The sequence below is a fragment of the uncultured Amaricoccus sp. genome, from assembly GCF_937891315.1.
In the GTDB taxonomy this organism is placed as follows: Bacteria; Pseudomonadota; Alphaproteobacteria; order Rhodobacterales; family Rhodobacteraceae; genus Amaricoccus.
Genome location: NZ_CALAGI010000096.1, coordinates 1 through 18,970 on the forward strand (window position 1 = coordinate 1; position 18,970 = coordinate 18,970).

Below are 18,970 nucleotides of genomic sequence, written 5' to 3' on the forward strand. Positions count from 1 at the left end.
GACAGGGAATCACATCCGGCAACCCATGGGAATCCCGCGCGAGTCAGGAGTTCGGGCGGCTGGTATGAGAGCGAGCAGACGAACCCGAGGCGTTCAATCCGTCGAGCGAGCGCCTCGGCCCAAGCGTCCCGGCCCGCCCATGCCGTGCTCGACGTCGCGGCCGCGCCGGCGCGGCCGGCCGGTTCTCCCCGGTCATGCCCATCGGCGCGAAGACCGGCGTGATCGCCCGCCCGGTCGCCGAGAGCGCCGAGTCGGTCTGGTGCGCGCGGTCGGCAGGTGGCAGGGCGGTAGTTCCATGATGAAGGGTGAGGCTTCGCTCTTCATCACGGTGTTCTTGAGCAGGAGGCCGGTGCCGACCGCGGCGGCGATGCCGATCAGATCGAGCAGGAAGACGAGTTTCTGCCCGCTCCGCGGAAAGAATGCGGCGGCGCAGAGCGCATGGACCGGCGGCCGCGGATCGCGGGGGGGGCAGGCGGACGTTCATGGTCGTCCTCCCGGGAAAGGCCCCTGCCAAGGAACGGACGCACGCACCGCCGGCATCGGGGTTCCGGCCTGTGCCGACCTCCTGCTCAGACGACCCCGAGCGCGGTGTCGAGCCAGTCGAGAGCGCGCCGGTTCAGCAAGGAGCGGTTCATCATCTCGCAATGGTCGCCCGCCCCTTCGGCGTCGGTGAAATTGATCAGGGTCTTCGGGCAGCGCAGTCCGTCCATCACCATCTGCGCGGATCCCGACCGCGTATCATCCCCGGCCGCGGTCAGCAGCGTCGGACAGCGGATCTCCCCGGCCCGGCCATCGAGCGTGAACAGCGATGTGGACGCGAGATAGCCGCGCAGATCCTTGACCCCATGCACCCAGTAGCCGCGCTGAACGAAGCTCCAGCGCATCTGGCGATTGCCCTCGATCACCTGGTTCAGCTTGGCGAGGACCGCGTCGTCGATCTCGGCGATGTTGGTCGAAGCGTCCAGCGTCATGCCGAACTTGGCCGCGAGGCCGGTGAAGCCCGCCAGCATGCTCCAGAGCGCCGGGTCGAGGATGAGCGCCGCCAGCCGATGCTCGCCCGTCGCGGCCCGCGCCGCGAGATGCCCCCCGAGGCTCCAGCCGCTCAGCGCGATGCGCTTCGGATCGATCCCGGGCAGCTCCAGCGCCGCGTCGACCACGGCCTTGATCACCGTCTCCCAGTCCGGCCGCAGCGGGACGCCCTGCTCGATGAGCGGGCCGCCTTGTCCCGGGCCATCAAAGAACAGCACATGATAGCCGCGCCGGGCCGCCGCCACGGCCGAGGCGAAATACATGTCCGTGACGGTGCCGTCATAACCGTTGGTCAGGATCAGGAGCGGCCTTGTCTCGTTCGCCCGACCCTCGGCCCGCAGCAGATAGGCGGGCATCGTGAGGTCGCCGAGCACGATCCCCAGAGGCGTCACCGCGGGCTCGCCGAGTGCCAGGCCCCTGTCGAAGGCCGCGATCTGCTTGCGGAAGGCCGCGACGAGCCGCGGGTTTACCGGGGCGCCGAAGATCGGGTGATAGGCGGCGCCGTAGAAGGACGCCGCCCGGAGCCAGCCCTCGCGGGCGCTGGCGCGTCGTCCGGCGGCCTCGTTGTCCGTCGCCTCGGCGGCGAGGCGGTCGGCCGCGGCGCACCAGGCGTCGCAGAATGCCTCGTCGTCGCCGTCACCGACCGCCGCCCCGACCGCGCGGACCTCGCCGAAATCGGCGCCGCCAGCGGGAATGTAGCCGAGCGGCCAGGTTCCGAACTCGTCGTGCAGATCGTCCTTGAACAACAGTCCCATTGTCCCTCCGCTCGGCCCATCGGCCCGAATTCCCGCCTGCCGATCTCCGCGCCGCCTGCTCGCCCTTCATCGCGACGAGCACGCGGGACGCCGGGCTCACGCCATCCCGAGCGCCTGTTTGTAGAGGTCGAGGATCGCCTCCCGTTCGGCGACTTCCTCGGGCTTCTGCTTTCTTATGCGGAGGATGGAGCGAATGGCGGCGGTATCGAAGCCATTGCCCTTCGCCTCCGCCATGACCTCCTTGATCTGCTCGCTGAGCTCTTTCTTTTCTTCGTCAAGCCGCTCCAGGCGTTCGATGAAGGCCCGGAGCTGGTCCTCGGCGACGAGGGTGGATTCCGACATGTGTCTCTCGCAAACTATTGTGAGCCGTGGGTTCAGGCAGGGCGGCCTTGCCCGTCCCATCTCCGCCTCGCCCGATGGGCGCGGACCCTATCCGCGGCCCCGGCGCGGGGCAAGGGCGATCGGCCGCCGGCCTTGCGCCCCGGGGCCGCGTCGTCTATCGCGGCGCGAATGGACGGAGCGGCATGAAAATCGCATGAAAATCCTCGTCATCCTCGGCGCGATCGCGGTCGTCGCGGGGCTGGTCGGCCTCGCCCATTGCGTGCGTGTCGGCTATGCGATCAAGCGCGAGAAACCGGCGCCCGAGGTGGTGCGCGCACGGTTGAACCGGCTGCTGGCGGTCAATCTCGGCTCGGTCGGCCTCGCCGCCATCGGGCTCGGGATGATCGTCATCGGCCTCGTACTCTGATCAGCGCCCGGCGCGGGCGGCGACCAGCGCGCCCCCCGCGACCAGCAGCGCCGAGAGGACGAGGCCGGCGCGCGGCTCGGCATAGCCGGCGACGATCAGCACGAAGGTCGAGATGAGCGGCGCCGCGTAGGAGAGGATGCCGAGAAACTGGATGTCGCCGCGCTTCACCCCGACGTCCCAGAGGTAGAAGGCGAGGCCGACCGGTCCGGCGCCGAGCGCCAGCATCGCGGCCCAGGCGCCCGCGCCCGCCGGCCAGACGGTGGGCTCCAGCGCCAGATGCGCGAGCGATGCGAGGATCGCGGTGACGAGGCAGAAGACGGCGACGGATTCGGTCGGCGCCGCGCCCATGCGGCGGCTGAGCACCGAATAGCCCGCCCAGGTGAAGGCGCAGACCAACGCCGCGCCGTAGCCCGGCAGATAGGCGGCGGAGAAGGACGCGCCGGGGCCGAGGATCACCAGCGCGGCGCCGGCGAAGGCGAGGAGCGCCCCGACGACATGGGCGGGACGCAGCCGCTCACCCGGCAGCAGGCCGGACAGCAGCACGATCAGCAGCGGCCAGAGATAGGCGATCAGGCTCGCCTGCGCCGGTGGAGCGAGCCGCAGCGCGGTGAAGTAGAAGAAGTGATAGCCAAAGAGCCCGCCGATGCCGATCAGCCAGAGCGCCGGCGGCAGGCCGCGCAGCACGGCGAGCCCCTGCCCGCCCACCGCCATCCAGAGAAAGCCGAGCGCCGCGGCGATGGCGAAACAGACCGCGGTCAGCTGGAACGGCGGCACCGCGCCGACGCCGACCGTCAGCACGGCGAGCACCGACCAGAGCAGGACGGCCCCGAAGCCGACGAGGCTCGCGGTCACGCGGCTCATTCGGCGGCTCGTCTCGCGCCGGGACCGCTCACGCGGCGGCGCGATCGGCGGCGGCCTGGCGCAGATAGCCGGCGATCCAGCGCGCCCAGTCGAGCCGTTGCGTCGGGCGGGTCAGCGAGGCGCGCGCGGCGTCGGCCGCCGCGACCGGAAAGGCGGTGCCGCCGCGCAGTTCCAGCAAGTCGTCCATGAAGGCCGCGTCGAACTCCGGGTGCGGCTGCAGCGAGATGGCATAGGGCGCCTCCGGATCGCCATAGGCCAGCGCGGCGTAGTCGCAATGGGCGGAGCGGGCGAGCACCGTCGCGCCTTCGGGCAGGGTTGTCACCTGATCCTGATGCAGCGCGCTGACCGAGAAATGATCCGGCGCGTCCGCCATCCAGCGCGGCCGCGCCACGAGATCGTAGTCCTGCACCCCGAGCCCCCAGCCGCGGTCCGACTTCACCACCTCGCCGCCCAGCGCCTCGGCGAGGATCTGATGACCGAAACAGATACCGACCACCGGGATCCGCGCGGCGACGCAGTCGCGCAGGAAAGCCTTCAGCGGCGCGATCCACGGCAGATCGTCATAGACGCCGTGGCGCGAACCGGTGACGAGCCAGGCGTCGGCCTGCCCCGGCGTCGCCGGCCGCTCGCCGGACACCACGCTCACCGTCGCGAATTCGAGCGCGGGATCGGCGTCGCCGAGCAGCCGACGGAACATCGCCGGATAGTCGCCGTGGCGCGCGCGGAGATCGGGATGGACCTCTCCCGTCTCGAGAATTCCGATCTTCATAGTCCCGCTCCGCAGGCATGCCGTCGGATCCGAGAAATCACAAGCGCGCCGGGCTTTCAATGCCGGTGGAGGGAGACTTCAGCGCAGCCCCGCGAAGAAGGCGCGGAGCAGCATGGCGGATTCGGCCTCGGCGATGCCGCCGAAGACCAGCGGGGCATGGTGGGCCTGCGGATGGCTGAAGACGCGCGCGCCCTGCTCGACGCCGCCCGACTTCGGATCGGCGGCGCCGTAGCAGAGCCGCGCGAGCCGCGCCGCCGCGATCGCCCCCGCGCACATCGCGCAAGGCTCCAGCGTCACATAGAGATCGAGCCCGGTCAGCCGCTCGGACCCGAGCGCGGCGCAGGCGGCGCGGATCGCCAGCATCTCGGCATGGGCGCTCGGATCGGCGAGCTCGCGCGTCCGGTTGCCGGCGCGCGCGAGCACCCGGCCCGAAGACGGGTCGGCGATCACCGCGCCGACCGGGATCTCGCCCCGTTCGGCGGCCGCTCGCGCTTCCTCGAGCGCGATCCGCATCAGGGGCGCGAAACCGGTCATCCGGCGATTTCGCCCGGTCCGCGGGGCCAGCGCAAGGCGTTCATGCGCTTGGCCCCGGCGGATTCGCTTGGCGCCCCCGGCGCGCGCGTGTAGGAGCGGGGCATGAGCGCCCCGGACGAACCAGAACGCATCGCCAAACGGCTGGCTCGCGCAGGCGTCGCCTCGCGCCGTGTCGCCGAGACGATGATCGCCGCCGGGCGCGTCTCGGTGAATGGCGTGGTGATCGACAGCCCGGCGCTCAACGTCGCCGCGTCCGACCGGATCGCGGTCGATGGCAAGCCACTGGCGGCGCCGGAGCCGGTTCGGCTCTGGCGCTACTACAAGCCGATCGGCCTCGTCACCTCGGACCGCGACGAGAAGGGCCGCGACACCGTCTTCGAGCATCTGCCCGACGACCTGCCGCGCGTGGTCTCGGTCGGCCGACTTGATCTCAATTCCGAGGGTCTGCTGCTCCTGACCAACGACGGCGGGCTGAAGCGGCGGCTGGAGTTGCCGTCGACCGGCTGGGTCCGCAAGTACCGGGTCCGGGCGAAGGGCGCGCCGACCGACGCGACGCTCGAACCCCTGCGCCGTGGCGTAACGGTCGACGGCGAGGCGTTCCAGCCGATGGCCGTCGCCATCGATCGCCAGCAGGGGTCCAACGTCTGGCTGACGATCGGCATCCGCGAAGGCAAGAACCGCGAGATCCGCCGCGCGCTGGAAACCGTCGGCCTCGCGGTGAACCGGCTGATCCGCGTCTCCTACGGCCCGTTCCAGCTCGGCGAGCTCGAACCCGGCGCGGTCGAGGAAGTGCGCCCGAAGATCCTGCGCGAGCAACTCGGCATCCGAGGCGCCGAGGCGGCCGGCGACAAGGCCGCGCCCGGGAACGCCAGCAAAGGCCGGCCCCCCGCCGGCAAGACATCGGGAGGGGCGCCGATCGGCAAGACCCCCGCCCCCAAGCCAGGCCAAGCCCCGGCCAAGCCAACGCGCGCGGCGAAGCCGACACGGCGCGGCGACGCTCGACCGGAGGGCGCCGCGGCGCACGGAAAACCGCGCCGTCCCCCTCGGCCTTGACCGGACAGGGCGGCGGTGGCGTCCGGCGCCTCAGATCTTCAGCGCGCCCGCGCTCTTGCGGCCGTCGCGACCGTCGATCAATTCGTATTCGATCGGCTGGTTGTCCTGCAATGTCTGCAGACCCGCGGCCTGAACCGCCGTGATATGGACGAAAATGTCCTTACCGCCGTCCGAAGGCTGGATGAATCCATAGCCTTTCTCGGTGTTGAACCACTTGACAGTCCCTTTGGCCATTCCGAACGCCCTTTTGGTACTTAAGCTCAGGCGGGATGCCCGAACCCATGCGTCGTCACGCCCTCGTGACCGCGCATTTATTAGGCAGCATCAGAGCACGGAACTTGAGCTAGTCTAGCGCGATTCGCCTCGCAAAAAAAGCGTGATGTCCGCCAAGGCCGGCGGCCGCGCGGAAAAGACCGCGCAGCCGCCGGCGGGCGGTTCTCGGGACTGGTCACCGGCGGCGTGTGGCACTATGGTCGCGGACCAGTGGGACTTGTGGATTTTGGTGGCGCCATGGGCGGATCGAGCGTGCGATTGATCGGGTTCATCGTTCTGGCCACCATCATCCTGGCCAGCGGTTTCGGCGCGATCGGCGCTCCGGGACTGCTCCTCGGGGGCCTGTGATGGCCGCCGAGCGCTTCGGCGGCAAACATTCGCCGAACAAGCCGGCCGGCGGCGGCCCCGAGGCCGCGGCGCCGGCGCCGTTCCGGAACCGTCGCGCCCGCCGCGTCAGCCTGCGCGCCCGGGCCATGTTCGCGCTGCCGCTGCCGCTGCTTTTCGCCGGCCTCGGTGCGATCAGCCGCGGCAACGCGCTTGAAATGCTGGCCGAACTCGGCGGATTCGTCGGGCTGATGGGCTCGGCCTGGCTGCTGAACGAGGGGCTCCGCGCCGAGGAGGCCTACGACGCCCGCGCCGTGGCCCGCCCCCCGGCGATCCCGCGCAAGCTGTTCGGCGCGGCGCTGACCGGGCTCAGCGTCGCGATGATCGGCGCGATCAGCCTTGGCCAGGCTCCGCTCGGGGCGGTGATTTTCGGCGCCGTGGCGGGTCTCGCCCAGATCGTCGCCTTCGGCCTCGATCCGATGCGCAAGAAGGGCCTCGAAGGCGTGGACCAGATGGCGACCGAGCGCATCGCCCGCGCCATCGATCAGGCCGAGGGGCTGGTGCGCGACACGACGGCCGCCGCGGCGCGCATCGGCGACCAGCGCGTCGCCGGGCGGGTGGAGCGGATCTGCGATCAGGCGCGCGAGATGTTCCGCGTGGTCGAGCGCGACCCGCGCGACCTCGCCCGCGCCCGCGCCTTCCTGAGCGTCTATCTGCTCGGGCTGCGCGATGCGACCGTCAAGTTCGCCGATATCTACGGGCGCACCCGCGACCCCGTGGTGCTCGGCCAGTACGAGAGCCTGCTGGGTGACCTCGAATCGAGCTTCACCAAGCAGCGCACGCATCTCCTGGAAGACAATCGCGGCGACCTCGAAGTAGAGATCGAGGTGCTGCGCGAACGGCTGCAGCAGGACGGGCTGACCCCGCGCTAACGACATGAAGGAGGCAAGACATGGCCGAGGAAATTCGCGCGCGGGCCGAGGCCGCGCTCAAGGAAGTGGAAACCGTCACCGCGACGCTGCTGCCCGAGCCGAAGGGCGAGATCGTGGAAGCCGACGTGACCGACCCGGCGATCCGGGCGGAAATCGAGCGACGCAAGGCCGAGATCGACCTTTCGAGCAGCCAGTCGATCATTCGCTTCGGCTCCGGCGCCCAGGCCGAGTTGCAGGTGATCAGCCAGGACATGCTCGCCGGCGTGAAGAACAAGGACGCGGGCCCGGCCGGTGACAGCCTTCGCGAGATGGTGACCTCGCTGCGCGGCTTCTCGGTCGACGAGCTTGACCCCAACCGCAAGCGCAGCTGGTGGGAGCGGCTGATGGGCTCGGCCGAGCCGATGGCCGAGTTCATGGCAAAATTCGAATCGGTGCAGGGCCAGATCGACAAGATCACCGGCGAACTGCTCCAGCACGAGCACGCGTTGCTGAAGGACGTGAAATCGCTCGACAAGCTCTACGAGAAGACCCTCGACTTCTATGATGAGCTGGCGCTCTACATCGCCGCCGGCGAATCGAAGGTCGCCGATCTCGACGCGGCCGACATTCCGGCCAAGGCAGCGGTGGTCGAGGCGGCGGCGGAGAACCAGAAGGTGATCCTCGCGCAGGAGCTGCGCGACCTGCGCGCCGCCCGCGACGATCTGGAGCGCCGGGTGCATGACCTGAAGCTGACCCGACAGGTCACGATGCAGAGCCTGCCCTCGATCCGGCTGGTGCAGGAGAACGACAAGAGCCTCGTCACCAAGATCAACTCGACGCTCGTCAACACCGTGCCGCTGTGGGAGACCCAGCTCGCCCAGGCGGTGACGATCCACCGCGGCCGCGAGGCCGCGAAGGTGGTGAAGGAGGCGAACGACCTGACGAACGATCTCCTGACCAAGAACGCCGAGAACCTGCGGCAGGCCAATGCCGAGATCCGCACCGAGATGGAGCGCGGCGTCTTCGACATCGAGGCGATCGAGAAGGCGAACGACGACCTGATCGCGACCATCGAGGATTCGCTGCGCATCGCCGACGAGGGCAAGTCCAAGCGCGCCGCCGCCGAGGCCAGCCTCCTGCGCATGGAGGGCGAGCTTCGGACCGCGCTCTCGGCGGCGAAGGCGCCACCGGCGCCCGCCGCTCCGTCGGTCTGACATCGAACAGGGGATCGAACCGGATTGACCGACCCCATGACGCGGCGGGAGGGCGGCGGAGCACTGCCCCCCGTCCCCATACGGGCGCTGAGCGCGCTGGCCGCGCTCGTCCTCGCCGGCTGCGCCAGCTTCGGCGTGCCGGGCAGCGCGCCGACCGCGCCCGAGGCGCCGCGGGCCGACGCGACCGCGCCGCCCGAGGCGCGCGATCTCACCCCGCCGGCCGGCGCGGACGAGCCATCGCTGCTGCAATTCTATGCGAACGTGGAAAGCGACCTGACTGCCAGCGGGCGCATGCGGCTCGAGACCGCGCCGGCGGACGCGCCTTATTCCATCGACGACCTCATCCGGGATTTCGAGCGCGTCGCGCTCTATGACGAATATGTCGATGTCGGCGGTCGCTTCGTGCGGGCCGAGACCCCGGCGCTCCTGCGCCGCTGGGACCAGCCGGTCCGGGTCGGCGTCATGTCGAGCGGCGCGATGCCGGCCGGCGAGGCGGCGCAGGATCGCGGCAATGTCGCGGCCTTCACCCAGCGTCTCGCGCGGCTGACCAAGGCCGACATGGCGATGAGCGACGGGCCGGGGGTGAATTTCCTCGTCCTCTTCATGAGCAGCGCCGAGCGCGAGGCCTTCGCCGATCAGGTTTCCGCCCGCTATCCCTCCTTCGCGCCCGCCGTGATGAACGCGCTCCGCGACACGCCGCTCGACATCTTCTGCACCACCTACGCCTTCGGCACGCCGGGGGACGCGTCGAAATATTCCGCCGTGATGATCCTGATCCGCGCCGAGCATCCACCACTGACCCGCCTCTCCTGCGTGCATGAGGAAATGGCCCAGGCCATGGGGCTGCCGAACGACAGCCCCGACGCGCGCCCCTCGCTCTTCAACAACAGCGTCGAATTCGCGCTCCTGACCGAACATGATGAAATCCTCCTGCGCATGCTCTACGATCCGCGGCTGCGGCCCGGCATGACCGCGGCCGAGGTCCGGCCCCTGCTGCCGGCCATCGCGCGCGACGCCGTGGCGGCGGAACGGGCGGACGGGGCGCAGGTCGCACTGGCCGAGAACTGAACGGGAACCAAGCCATGTCCATCTTCGACTTCCTGCGCGGCGAATTCATCGACGTCATCCACTGGACCGACGATACCCGCGACACCATCGTCTGGCGCTTCGAGCGCGAGGGCCATGCGATCAAGTACGGAGCGAAGCTGACCGTGCGCGAGGGCCAGGCGGCGGTCTTCGTGCACGAGGGACAGCTGGCCGACGTGTTCGCCCCCGGGCTCTACATGCTCGAAACCAACAACATGCCGATCCTGACCACGCTGCAGCACTGGGATCACGGATTCCGCAGCCCGTTCCTCTCCGAGATCTATTTCGTCAATACCCGCCGCTTCACCGACCTGAAATGGGGCACCAAGAACCCGATCATGTGCCGGGATCCGGAATTCGGCATGGTCCGGCTGCGCGCCTTCGGCACCTACACCATGCGGGTGACCGATCCGGGCAAGTTCCTGACCGAGATCGTCGGCACCGATGGCGAGTTCACAACCGACGAGATCGAGTTCCAGATCCGCAACATCATCGTTACCCATTTCAGCCAGATCATCGCCTCCTCCGGCATCCCGGTGCTCGACATGGCGGCGAACACGCTCGATCTCGGCAAGATCGTCGCCGAGCGCATCGCGCCGATGGTCGCGGAATACGGGCTGGAGCTGCCCGCCTTCTATATCGAGAACATTTCGCTGCCGGCCGAGGTCGAGGCGGCGATGGACAAGCGCACCTCGATCGGCGTCGCGGGCGATCTCGGCAAATACACCGAATTCAGCGCGGCCGAGGCGATGACCCGCGCCGCTTCCAACCCGGGCGGCGACAGCGGCATGGGCGCGGGCATGGGCGCTGGGCTCGGCATGGCGATGGGCGCGCGCATGGCGCAGACCGGCCCCTGGGGCAGCGCGCCCGCTCCCACGCCGCCCGCGCCGATATCACCGGCCGCGACCACGCCGCCCCCGCCGCCGCCCACCCCCGGGGCGAAGCTCTGGCATGTGGCCGACAATGGCGCGACCAAGGGCCCCTATACCCAGGCGGATCTCGCGCTGATGGCGGCTTCCGGCGCGATCGGGGCGGAGACCTATCTCTGGACGCCGGGCGGCCCCGACTGGCGGCGCGGCCGCGACATCACCGAGCTCGCCGACATCTTCAGCGCGCCGCCGCCGCCCCCCGCCGGCTGAGGCACGCCAGATGCAGGCCGATGTCACGGGGGGCGCCATCGGGGCCCCCACCGCGGAGGACCACCGCTTTCCCTGCCCGTCCTGCGGCGCACCGCTGCGCTTCCAGCCGGGCACCAGCGCGCTCCGCTGCCCGCATTGCGGCCATGAGGAGCGGATCCCGGACGCACGCGGTGCGATCCCCGAACTCGACCTCCGCGCCGCGACCGAAAAGACCGTTCCCGCGGGCGCGATGGAGGAACTGCGCGTCGTGCAATGCGGGAGCTGCGGCGCGCAGATCGAGTTCGACGCCGACATCCATGCCAAGATCTGCCCGTTCTGCGCCGCGCCGATCGTCACCGACACCGGTCCGCGCCGGTACATCAAGCCGCAGGCCCAGCTGCCGTTCCTGCTGACCGAGGACGAGGCGCGCGCCGCGATGAACCGCTGGCTGGGTCGGCTCTGGTTCGCGCCCTCGAACCTCACCGCCTATGCGCGGGCGGGGCGGGCGATGGACGGAATCTATGTCCCCTACTGGACCTACGACGCCGAGACGCGCAGTTCCTACACCGGCCAGCGCGGCACCACCTACTACGAGAGCCGGTCGGTGCGGGTGATGGTCAACGGCCGCGCCCGGACCGAGACGCAGCAGGTGGCGCGGATCTCCTGGGCACCCGCCCGCGGCCGGGTGGCGCGAACCTTCGACGATGTGCTGGTGCTCGGCTCGAAGAGCCTGCCGAAGCGGTTCACCGACGCGCTCGCCCCGTGGGATCTGTCCGCGCTCTCCGCCTACGAACCGCGTTTTCTCGCCGGTTTCCGCGCCGAAGGCTATGGCGTGCCGGTCGAGGAAGCCTATGGCCAGGCCCGCCAGATCATGGATCAGGTGATCCGGAGCGACGTCGCGCGCGACATCGGCGGCGACCATCAGCGGATCGGCGAGCTTCGCACCGAGGTCGGCGCGCTCACCTTCAAACATGTGCTGCTGCCGGTCTGGCTGGCCGCCTACCGCTACCGCGGCCGCGTTTTCCGTTTCGTGGTCAATGGCCGCACCGGCTCGGTGGAGGGCGAGCGGCCCTATTCCAAGGTCAAGATCGCGCTCCTCGTCCTCGCGATGCTGCTCGCCGCGCTCACCATCGCCGCGTTGCAGATTTCCCATCGCTGACGTGGCGCGGCCGCTCGTTCTCGCGCTGGCCGCGCTGCTCGCCGCCGCGCCGGCGCTGGCGCAGACCAGCCGGCCCGTCTTGCGCGATCCCGCGGATGAGGCGCCGGGCTGGACCCTGCGCGCCGCGCGGGACGGAACGCCGGTCGCGATGCTCGACGGACCGGGCAACATCAAGCATCTCGCCCTCTTCTGCCTCTCGGGCGAGCCCTTCCTCGCGCTCGCCTTCCGCGCCGCGCCGGCGCCCGAGACGCTGCGCCTCGGCTTCGCCTTCGCCCACGCCGGCTACGACGGCGAAGCCCGCCGCGAGCCCGGCGCGGGCGGCGCGCATGTTCTGGCGCTCCGGGACCAGCCCGTCGCCGGCCTGCTCGCCGGCCGCGACGGGCTGGTCGAGCTCACGATCAACGGCGCATCCGCGGGGACGCTCACCTTGCGCGGCTCCTCCAAGGCGATCCGCGCCGCCCTCGATCCCTGCATGGACTTCTGAGCGATATCCAGCCGGACGGAATCGTCTGGTTGGATGTTGCGCTAGCCTTCGCCGCGCGTCTGGAACAGTGCGATCTGCATGCCCGTCGCGTCGAGCAGCTCCAGCGCCTCGCCGTTCACCCGCCAGGAGGTGGTCGCCTTTAGCGCCTCGGCCAATTGGCGCTCCCAGTCGTCGAGCGGCGGCGGGCAGGCCATCATCGTCGAGGCGGCCGGACCAAAGGTCAGCTTGTCGCCATCGCGGGTGAACTTGCCCATCAGCCGGTTGCAGCCGACCGTGGCCGAGAACCGCCCCTCCCCCTCTTCGAGCAGGAGCTGCGGCGCGGTGGCGCCGGCGCCCGCCTTGATATCGGTCTTGCCGAGGCGGACGATCCGCCAGGGGGTACTCATCAGGCTGGTTCCGCGCATCGCACGCTCGCAGGTTTCCTCGGGCCAGACGCCGGTGAAGCGCGTGACCACCACCACGGTCTCCGTCCCGGCGCCCCGGGGTCGCGGCCGCTGGGCGATCTCGCCCTCGAAGCTTGCCATCAGCGGCGCGCCCTGCGCCACGCCGGCGGCGAGATAGGCGGCCTCGAGCGTGGTGAAATCGTCGTCCTCGGCCATCGGATAGTCGCGCCCGGTCAGGCATTCGGTGATATGCGCCTTCTCGGCGAGGATCCTGACCATGCCGCGCACCGGCAACCGCAGGTCAAGGGGTGATACGCCGGCCACCCCGGTCAGGACATAGCGCGCCGGATCCGCGCCCGGCACCGGCTCGCGCGCCACCAGTCGCAGCATGTCCGGCGCCTCGACGGCGAATTCGATCCGGTCCTCGCCGTCCCAGAGCACCAGCACCCCGCGCTCGCCATCGACCGACCAGCGGCCGATCACGTCCCGCGTCTCGTCCGTCCCGCGCCAGGCGCGGCGCAAGGCGAAGACCTGGTCCGGCCAGAGATTCAGCCGGTAGCGCACCCCGGCGCAATCGGCGCAGGGCAGTTCGCCGGTGAAGCTCGCCGGCAGCGCGAGGCCGAGCGGGGCGATCGGATCGACCGCCGCGGGGGTCTGGCCGGCGGCGGCGTCCACCATTCGAAGCGGCACATCGATCTGGTCCGGCGCGCCCGCGGTCAGCACCGGCAAGTTGGTGTCCGAGGTGAAGAGCGGCGCGTCGCCGACGAGAACGCGGGCACGCACGGCATAGCGGCGCGCCCCGTCGATCACCGCCGGGTCATAGGGAATCTCGAAGGCGATCGGCGTCGTGCCCGGCGCCGGCAGCTCCGCCCGACCGATCTCGTCGGCCGGCGCGTCCGCCCGACTCACGTCGGCCAGCACGGCCTCGAACACCGCCTCGGGCGGCAGGATCACCCATTCCGGATAATGCGCCGTGCCCGTCACCTTTGCCTGAGCCAATACGCCGACGGGCGCCGCCAGCATGGCGACACCAACGGCCAGACACTTGGCGAGCAAGCGGAATCCCATTCACCTCTCCCGGAGCACGGTCGCGCACAATCTGACCGGAATCGCGGCGCGCGCCAATCCCCCAACCCCTCCGACCGCTCTCACGAAAGCTTCACAATTGCCGCTTGATCGGCAGGTGCCGGACGACGGCCGCGATCGCGAGTCGCATCCGCGTCGCATCCGGCTCCCGATCGACGATCCGGCCCCCGTCCCGCCAGCGCAGCGCCGCCCCCTCCAGGAACACCTCGTAGCTCTTGCGCTCCGAGGTCTCGTCCACGAACACCGCGTCGATCGCCGCCGCGATCTCGGCATCCTCGATCAGAAGGCCCATCTCGGTATTGAGATAGGCCGACCGCAGGTCGAAGTTGAACGAGCCGATGAAGCCGATCCGTCCGTCGATGCTGAAATTCTTCGCGTGCAGCGTCGCGGCGTCCGACCCGAAGAGCGAACTCTTCGCCCGGTCGGCGTCGGTCGGTCGCAGTTCGTAGAGTCGCGTCCCGCATTTCAGCAGCTTCGGCCGCGCCTCGGAATAGCCGCCATGCACGGTGACCTGATTGGTCGAGGCGAGCGAATTGGTCAGAATCGAAACCGAAACCCCTCGCCCGGTCAGCCGGCAGAGCCCCTCCACCCCTTCGCTTCCGGGCACGAAATAGGCGGTGGTGACTTTCACATGGCGCTCGGCGGCCGCGATGGTCGGCATCAGGACATTGATCAGCCAGCGGTCTCGCTCGCCGCGCTGGGTCTTGGCCGGCGGGTCGGAAAGGATCCGCGCCGCGCCGCTCCAGACGATCGGCAGCCGCCCGTCGAGGAATTGTGCCAGCGTCTCGTCGCCGCGCGCCCGGGCGAGGTAGTCGCGGACCGGCGCGCTCCGCGCCCGCCTGGCGAGGCCGGCGCGGAAATCGACGAGATTGGAGGCCCGGTTCTTCCATAGCGAGCGGATCGGCAAGGTCAGCGGACTGTTCCAGTAGGTATCGAAGATCTCCTCCACCGCCGCGACCGATGGGCCGACCAGCGCGGCGTCCATGTCCGAGGAATTGGCATCGCGCGCCGCGTCGAAATAGGTGTCGCCGATATTGCGCCCGCCGATGATCGCAACACGCCCATCGACGATCCAGGCCTTGTTGTGCATCCGCCGCGTCACACTCAACAGGCGCAGGAGCATCTCCACGCCGCGCCGCAGCGAGGTGACGCGGTTCTTCGCCGGATTGAACAACCGGACCTCGATCCGGGGATGGCCGCTCAGCGCCAGATATTCCGGGTCGAGCCCGCGGGTATTGATGTCGTCGAGCAGCAGCCGCACGCGCACACCGCGATCCGCCGCCGCCAGAACCTGGCCGACGAGAAGGCCGCCGGTCAGGTCACCGCGCCAGAGGTAGTACATCATGTCCAGGCTGCGCCCGGCGGCCGCGGCCGACAGCGCACGGGCGGCGAAGGCGTCGCAATTGCCGCCGAGCACGATGATCCCGGTCTCGCCCGGCCGCGCCTCGGTCAGCGGTGCCACAGCCGCGTCGGCCTGAGTGACCGCCCCGCCGATCGGCAGGCAATGCGACGGTGTCCCCCGCGCCCGCTTGGCGAACCGACCATAGACATAGACCGAGATGAAGGACGCGATCGCGATAAGCGCGATCACCACCGCCAGCGACAGCAGGATGTCGTCGTCGATCCGCGGCAGTCTCACGCCCAACCCTCCCGCGTCGCGCGGCCTCGGCTACCCTCGGCGAAAGCACCCCGGAATATCAAGCATTTCGCGCACCGACCGGCGGGGTCAGAGCTGGGCCATCACCGCGTCGGAGATCTCGAAATTGCCGGTGACGGACTGCACGTCGTCATCGTCCTCCAGCGCCTCGATCAGCTTCATCAGCGATTGCGCGGCCTCCAGATCGAGTTCGGTGACCGTGCGGGGCTTCCAGACGAGCTTGGTCGACTCCGCCTCGCCGAGCGAGGTTTCGAGCGCCGTCGAGACGTCGTTCAGATCCTCGACCGCGCACCAGATGACATGCTCCTCCTCGGAGCTCTCGACATCCTCGGCGCCGGATTCGATCGCGGCTTCCATCACCTTGTCGGCGTCGCCCGCGGACGGCCCGTAGACGATCTGGCCCACACGGTCGAACATGAAGCTGACGGACCCCGTCTCGCCGAGATTGCCGCCGCGCTTGGTGAAGGTGGAGCGCACGTTCGAGGCGGTGCGGTTGCGGTTGTCGGTCATCGCCTCGACGATGATCGCGACGCCACTCGGGCCGTAGCCTTCATAGCGGATTTCCTCGTAGTTTTCCGAATCACCGGCGATCGACTTCCGGATCGCCCGGTCGATATTGTCCTTGGGCATGGAGACCGCCTTGGCCTCCTTCACCGCGAGGCGCAGGCGCGGGTTCTTGTCCGGATCCGGGTCGCCCATCTTCGCGGCCACCGTGATCTCCTTTGACAGCTTGGAGAAAAGCTTGGCGCGCACCGCGTCCTGCCGGCCCTTGCGGTGCTGGATATTTGCCCATTTCGAATGTCCGGCCATCGCGACCTCCGTCTTCCGTCCTCGCCGTGGCGCGTCCTATACGTCACGCCCCGGCTCGGGTTCAAGCGGGCTTGGTCGGGGTCGCGGCTGGACCAGCGCCACCCCGACCAGCATCAGCCCGAGGGCCAGCCAGACCGCGACTCCATAGCGCTCGCCGAGCAGGACCATCGACCAGACCACGCCGAAGCCGGTCACCAGATAGGCGATCTGGCTCGCAAATACCGACCCCGCCTGCCCGATCAGCCAGACATAGCCCGAATAGGCGAGGGCGTTCAGCACGCCCGAGATCACCACCGCCCATTCCGCCGCGCCCCAGGGCCAACCTCGCGGCGGCCGCTGGCCGGTGATCTCGGCCAGCGGCCAGCAGACCGCGAGCAGCAGCAGCGCGGTCCCGAACAGCAGCTGGAACGGGTGCAATCCGTGCGATCCGCGCCAGGCGAGATAGCTCGCCTCGACCGCGTAGCTCACTGGCGCGATCAGCGCGAGCAGCACCGCTCCGGTCGCGACCGTCCCGCCGTGCGCGCCGGGCAGCGCGATCACCACGATCGCGCCGGCCCCGAGCAGCACGCCGAGCGCGCGGCGCGCGTCAGGCCGCTCGAAACCGACGGCGAGCGCGATCGGCAATACGAACATCGGCACCGCGGCGACAATGATCGCGCGCACCCCGCCCGGCAGCCAGGCGGCGGTCAGGAAGCTGAAATACCCGGGCAGCGCCGCCCCGAAGAAGGCAACCACGACCATGAGCCCGAAATGCCGGCGATCCAGCGCCACCGGCAGACGCAGCCCGCGCATGAGCAGCAGCAGAAGACCCGCCATGATCGCATTCTGCCAGACGAGGATCCCGAGCGGCTTGTATCCCGTCGAGACCGCGACCAGCATCAGCGGCACCGTCAGGCCCCAGATGGCGCCGAGGGCGACCAGCGCCGCCACCGCCACGAGACGCGAAACGGGGCGTGAACCTTGGTCGTCGCCCATCTCAGCCCGGGGTCGCCGACGCCAACCGTCCGCCCACCCGCACCGGCGCCACGCGCCGTGCGCGCCCCGTGGCGTCGTCGGTCTCGACAAAGACTCCGCACAGGGTCGCCTCGCCCTCGGCCGGCGTGAAGCGGTTCTTCGACATGCCGGTGACGAAACGGCTGATCGGCTCGAGCTTGTCCATGCCGATCACGCTGTCATAGTCGCCGCACATGCCGGCGTCGGTCTGATAGGCGGCGCCCTTGGCAAGGATCTGGGTATCGGCCGTCGGCACATGGGTATGGGTGCCGACGACGAGGCTCGCGCGGCCATCGCACCAATGGCCGAGCGCCATTTTCTCGCTGGTCGCCTCGGCATGCACATCGACGATCACCGCGCTCGCCAGCCCGCCGAGCGGCGCGGACTTCAGCGCCGCGTCGATCGCGGAGAATGGATCGTCGAATGGCCGGCGCATGAAGACCTGGCCGAGCACTTGCGCCACCAGCACCTTGCGTCCGCCCGGCGCGTCGAACATCCGCGCCCCCCGCCCCGGCGCGCCCTTGGCGAAATTGAGCGGGCGCAGCACCCGCGGCTCGGTCTCGACATAGGCCAGCATGTCCTTCTGGTCGAAGGCATGGTCGCCGAGCGTCAGGCAATCGGCGCCGGCGGCCAGCAGGTCGGCGGCGTGCGCCCCGGTCAGCCCCATGCCGCCGGACGCGTTCTCGCCATTGACCACCACGAAATCCAGCGCCCATTCGGCGCGGAGCCGCGGCAGGTGCGCCGCGACCGCCGCCCGCCCGGTCCGCCCCATCACATCGCCGAGGAACAGAAGTCTCATGAGCGCGCCTTAGTCGCTCGGGACGCCCGCGTCCAGCCGTCGCACCGCCGATCGAATCGCGAAAACCGGCGGCGAGGGCGCGGATCAGACCGGCAGGCGCGCCCCGGTCTCGGTCACCACCCCGTCGAGCACCGCGTCGGTCAACGCGCGCGGCACCTCCGGCACCAGCTGGCGCTCGTAGGCGAAACCATAGCCCCAGGCCATGCGTCGCGCCCGCAGGGCATGCAAGGTGCGGTCGTAGAAGCCGCCACCATAGCCCAGCCGATTGCCATAGCTGTCGAAGGCGAGCAGCGGCACCAGCAGGATGTCGGGTTCCAGCTCCTCGCCCTCCGCCGGAACCGATACGCCGAACGGCCCGGGCACCAGCGTCGCGTCCGGGGTCCAGGCGCGGAAGCGAAGCGGCTGGCGCGGCGCCTCGATCACCGGCACACAGAGCCGGTAGCCAAGCCCGTGCAGCGCCAGCATCGCCGGCATCGGGTCGAGCTCGGTCCGGATCGGCAGATAGCCCGAGACCACCCGCGCCTCGCGCAGGGCGGCGACTACCGTCAGTACATGCCCCGCGGCCCGGCGCGCCGCGCCGACACCCTCGGCGTGGGCCTGGGCGCGGGCTTCGAAGGCGGCGGTCCGCGCGACCTTCTTCGCCTCCGCCGAATCGCTCACCAATACGTCAGCGCCATCGCGGCAAGGGCGGCGGGCCCGGCGCGACCGTTGGAGCAACTAATCCTTGAGAGCCTGGTGTCCCAGGTGGGCGCCAGATGCGATAGGCCAGGACCAGTCACAGAGCCAGCTCCCTCAAGAATGTTTACGGCCACTAGGATTTGGGCCCCTCACGGGAAGGCTAGAACCCGCCACCGCCGAATGTAGCGCCGATGCGTCGCGATTTGAAGCCCGCTCCTGAAAATCGCCGCGGCATCCCGGGCGGAC

21 protein-coding genes and 1 other RNA gene are annotated in these 18,970 nt (G+C 69.8%); 8 read left to right on the forward strand and 14 right to left on the reverse strand.

Annotated features, from left to right (window positions below):
• Positions 1-192: 192 nt before the first annotated feature.
• The 3 genes from Q0480_RS08760 to Q0480_RS08770 all read right to left on the reverse strand — a co-directional run bounded on the left by Q0480_RS08760 (position 193) and on the right by Q0480_RS08770 (position 2,126).
• Entirely contained in the window at positions 193-387 is a 195-nt protein-coding gene (locus Q0480_RS08760; protein ID WP_366940834.1) for a hypothetical protein, read from the reverse strand.
• Between the two features lie 182 nt (positions 388-569).
• The gene (locus Q0480_RS08765; RefSeq protein ID WP_299132103.1) at positions 570-1,784 is read right to left on the reverse strand and encodes an alpha/beta fold hydrolase; all 1,215 of its coding nucleotides are present in this window, start codon (positions 1,782-1,784) and stop codon (positions 570-572) included.
• Positions 1,785-1,880: 96 nt separating this feature from the next.
• Positions 1,881-2,126 (reverse strand): DUF2312 domain-containing protein, encoded by a 246-nt coding sequence (locus tag Q0480_RS08770; protein ID WP_299132105.1) that lies wholly within the window; start codon positions 2,124-2,126, stop codon positions 1,881-1,883.
• Positions 2,127-2,319: 193 nt separating this feature from the next.
• Here Q0480_RS08770 and Q0480_RS08775 point away from each other — a divergent pair, with 193 nt between their 5' ends.
• Entirely contained in the window at positions 2,320-2,532 is a 213-nt protein-coding gene (locus Q0480_RS08775; RefSeq protein WP_299132106.1) for a hypothetical protein, read from the forward strand.
• Here the strand turns inward: Q0480_RS08775 and Q0480_RS08780 are convergent, their stop codons facing one another.
• The 3 genes from Q0480_RS08780 to Q0480_RS08790 all read right to left on the reverse strand — a co-directional run bounded on the left by Q0480_RS08780 (position 2,533) and on the right by Q0480_RS08790 (position 4,696).
• On the reverse strand, positions 2,533-3,393 hold the full coding sequence (locus tag Q0480_RS08780) for a DMT family transporter (RefSeq protein WP_299132108.1): 861 nt from the start codon (positions 3,391-3,393) through the stop codon (positions 2,533-2,535).
• Between the two features lie 28 nt (positions 3,394-3,421).
• Positions 3,422-4,162, reverse strand: a complete 741-nt coding sequence (locus Q0480_RS08785; RefSeq protein ID WP_299132110.1) for a type 1 glutamine amidotransferase — start codon at positions 4,160-4,162, stop codon at positions 3,422-3,424.
• Between the two features lie 78 nt (positions 4,163-4,240).
• Positions 4,241-4,696, reverse strand: coding sequence for a nucleoside deaminase (locus tag Q0480_RS08790; RefSeq protein ID WP_299132112.1), 456 nt, complete (start codon positions 4,694-4,696; stop codon positions 4,241-4,243).
• Between the two features lie 102 nt (positions 4,697-4,798).
• Between Q0480_RS08790 and Q0480_RS08795 the strand changes: the two genes are divergently transcribed.
• Positions 4,799-5,749, forward strand: a complete 951-nt coding sequence (locus tag Q0480_RS08795; RefSeq protein ID WP_299132115.1) for a pseudouridine synthase — start codon at positions 4,799-4,801, stop codon at positions 5,747-5,749.
• Between the two features lie 30 nt (positions 5,750-5,779).
• Here the strand turns inward: Q0480_RS08795 and Q0480_RS08800 are convergent, their stop codons facing one another.
• A complete protein-coding gene (locus tag Q0480_RS08800) occupies positions 5,780-5,983 on the reverse strand; it encodes a cold-shock protein (RefSeq protein ID WP_299132118.1) in 204 nt (67 codons plus the stop codon).
• 386 nt (positions 5,984-6,369) lie between these two features.
• On the opposite strand from Q0480_RS08800, the gene Q0480_RS08805 reads away from it, so the two are divergent.
• The 6 genes from Q0480_RS08805 to Q0480_RS08830 are packed head-to-tail and all read left to right on the forward strand — an operon-like array spanning position 6,370 to position 12,318.
• Entirely contained in the window at positions 6,370-7,278 is a 909-nt protein-coding gene (locus Q0480_RS08805) for a 5-bromo-4-chloroindolyl phosphate hydrolysis family protein (RefSeq protein ID WP_299132121.1), read from the forward strand.
• 20 nt (positions 7,279-7,298) lie between these two features.
• Positions 7,299-8,471, forward strand: coding sequence for a toxic anion resistance protein (locus Q0480_RS08810; RefSeq protein WP_299132124.1), 1,173 nt, complete (start codon positions 7,299-7,301; stop codon positions 8,469-8,471).
• 24 nt (positions 8,472-8,495) lie between these two features.
• Positions 8,496-9,539, forward strand: a complete 1,044-nt coding sequence (locus Q0480_RS08815) for a DUF2927 domain-containing protein (RefSeq protein WP_299132126.1) — start codon at positions 8,496-8,498, stop codon at positions 9,537-9,539.
• Positions 9,540-9,553: 14 nt separating this feature from the next.
• Positions 9,554-10,696: an SPFH domain-containing protein gene (locus Q0480_RS08820; RefSeq protein WP_299132128.1), complete on the forward strand. Its 1,143-nt coding sequence runs from the start codon at positions 9,554-9,556 to the stop codon at positions 10,694-10,696.
• Positions 10,697-10,706: 10 nt separating this feature from the next.
• The gene (locus Q0480_RS08825; protein ID WP_299132130.1) at positions 10,707-11,834 is read left to right on the forward strand and encodes an NADH pyrophosphatase zinc ribbon domain-containing protein; all 1,128 of its coding nucleotides are present in this window, start codon (positions 10,707-10,709) and stop codon (positions 11,832-11,834) included.
• Between the two features lies 1 nt (position 11,835).
• Positions 11,836-12,318, forward strand: coding sequence for a hypothetical protein (locus Q0480_RS08830; RefSeq protein ID WP_299132132.1), 483 nt, complete (start codon positions 11,836-11,838; stop codon positions 12,316-12,318).
• Positions 12,319-12,359: 41 nt separating this feature from the next.
• On the opposite strand, the gene Q0480_RS08835 is transcribed toward Q0480_RS08830, so the two are convergent.
• From Q0480_RS08835 to ssrS, 7 genes are all read right to left on the reverse strand, one after another.
• Entirely contained in the window at positions 12,360-13,769 is a 1,410-nt protein-coding gene (locus Q0480_RS08835) for an META domain-containing protein (protein WP_299132134.1), read from the reverse strand.
• A gap of 91 nt (positions 13,770-13,860) precedes the next feature.
• Entirely contained in the window at positions 13,861-15,426 is a 1,566-nt protein-coding gene (locus Q0480_RS08840; protein WP_299132136.1) for a phospholipase D family protein, read from the reverse strand.
• Between the two features lie 87 nt (positions 15,427-15,513).
• Positions 15,514-16,254, reverse strand: a complete 741-nt coding sequence (locus Q0480_RS08845) for a YebC/PmpR family DNA-binding transcriptional regulator (RefSeq protein ID WP_299132138.1) — start codon at positions 16,252-16,254, stop codon at positions 15,514-15,516.
• A gap of 36 nt (positions 16,255-16,290) precedes the next feature.
• Positions 16,291-17,229 carry a DMT family transporter gene (locus Q0480_RS08850; RefSeq protein WP_299132141.1) on the reverse strand — a complete coding sequence of 313 codons (939 nt, stop codon included), beginning with the start codon at positions 17,227-17,229 and terminating at the stop codon, positions 16,291-16,293.
• Between the two features lies 1 nt (position 17,230).
• On the reverse strand, positions 17,231-18,046 hold the full coding sequence (locus Q0480_RS08855) for a TIGR00282 family metallophosphoesterase (RefSeq protein WP_299132144.1): 816 nt from the start codon (positions 18,044-18,046) through the stop codon (positions 17,231-17,233).
• 84 nt (positions 18,047-18,130) lie between these two features.
• Entirely contained in the window at positions 18,131-18,706 is a 576-nt protein-coding gene (locus Q0480_RS08860) for a 5-formyltetrahydrofolate cyclo-ligase (protein ID WP_299132146.1), read from the reverse strand.
• A gap of 29 nt (positions 18,707-18,735) precedes the next feature.
• Positions 18,736-18,894: non-coding RNA, 6S RNA (gene ssrS / locus Q0480_RS08865), on the reverse strand.
• Positions 18,895-18,970: the final 76 nt, after the last annotated feature.

What these genes read in the sequence shown, in the direction of transcription:
- Q0480_RS08765 (WP_299132103.1), bottom strand. Translation starts at nt 1,784, where the DNA reads ATGGGACTGTTGTTCAAGGACGATCTGCACGACGAGTTCGGAACCTGG.
- Q0480_RS08770 (WP_299132105.1), bottom strand. Translation starts at nt 2,126, where the DNA reads ATGTCGGAATCCACCCTCGTCGCCGAGGACCAGCTCCGGGCCTTCATC.
- Q0480_RS08775 (WP_299132106.1), top strand. Translation starts at nt 2,320, where the DNA reads ATGAAAATCCTCGTCATCCTCGGCGCGATCGCGGTCGTCGCGGGGCTG.
- Q0480_RS08780 (WP_299132108.1), bottom strand. Translation starts at nt 3,393, where the DNA reads ATGAGCCGCGTGACCGCGAGCCTCGTCGGCTTCGGGGCCGTCCTGCTC.
- Q0480_RS08785 (WP_299132110.1), bottom strand. Translation starts at nt 4,162, where the DNA reads ATGAAGATCGGAATTCTCGAGACGGGAGAGGTCCATCCCGATCTCCGC.
- Q0480_RS08790 (WP_299132112.1), bottom strand. Translation starts at nt 4,696, where the DNA reads ATGACCGGTTTCGCGCCCCTGATGCGGATCGCGCTCGAGGAAGCGCGA.
- Q0480_RS08795 (WP_299132115.1), top strand. Translation starts at nt 4,799, where the DNA reads ATGAGCGCCCCGGACGAACCAGAACGCATCGCCAAACGGCTGGCTCGC.
- Q0480_RS08800 (WP_299132118.1), bottom strand. Translation starts at nt 5,983, where the DNA reads ATGGCCAAAGGGACTGTCAAGTGGTTCAACACCGAGAAAGGCTATGGA.
- Q0480_RS08805 (WP_299132121.1), top strand. Translation starts at nt 6,370, where the DNA reads ATGGCCGCCGAGCGCTTCGGCGGCAAACATTCGCCGAACAAGCCGGCC.
- Q0480_RS08810 (WP_299132124.1), top strand. Translation starts at nt 7,299, where the DNA reads ATGGCCGAGGAAATTCGCGCGCGGGCCGAGGCCGCGCTCAAGGAAGTG.
- Q0480_RS08820 (WP_299132128.1), top strand. Translation starts at nt 9,554, where the DNA reads ATGTCCATCTTCGACTTCCTGCGCGGCGAATTCATCGACGTCATCCAC.
- Q0480_RS08825 (WP_299132130.1), top strand. Translation starts at nt 10,707, where the DNA reads ATGCAGGCCGATGTCACGGGGGGCGCCATCGGGGCCCCCACCGCGGAG.
- Q0480_RS08835 (WP_299132134.1), bottom strand. Translation starts at nt 13,769, where the DNA reads ATGGGATTCCGCTTGCTCGCCAAGTGTCTGGCCGTTGGTGTCGCCATG.
- Q0480_RS08845 (WP_299132138.1), bottom strand. Translation starts at nt 16,254, where the DNA reads ATGGCCGGACATTCGAAATGGGCAAATATCCAGCACCGCAAGGGCCGG.
- Q0480_RS08850 (WP_299132141.1), bottom strand. Translation starts at nt 17,229, where the DNA reads ATGGGCGACGACCAAGGTTCACGCCCCGTTTCGCGTCTCGTGGCGGTG.
- Q0480_RS08855 (WP_299132144.1), bottom strand. Translation starts at nt 18,046, where the DNA reads ATGAGACTTCTGTTCCTCGGCGATGTGATGGGGCGGACCGGGCGGGCG.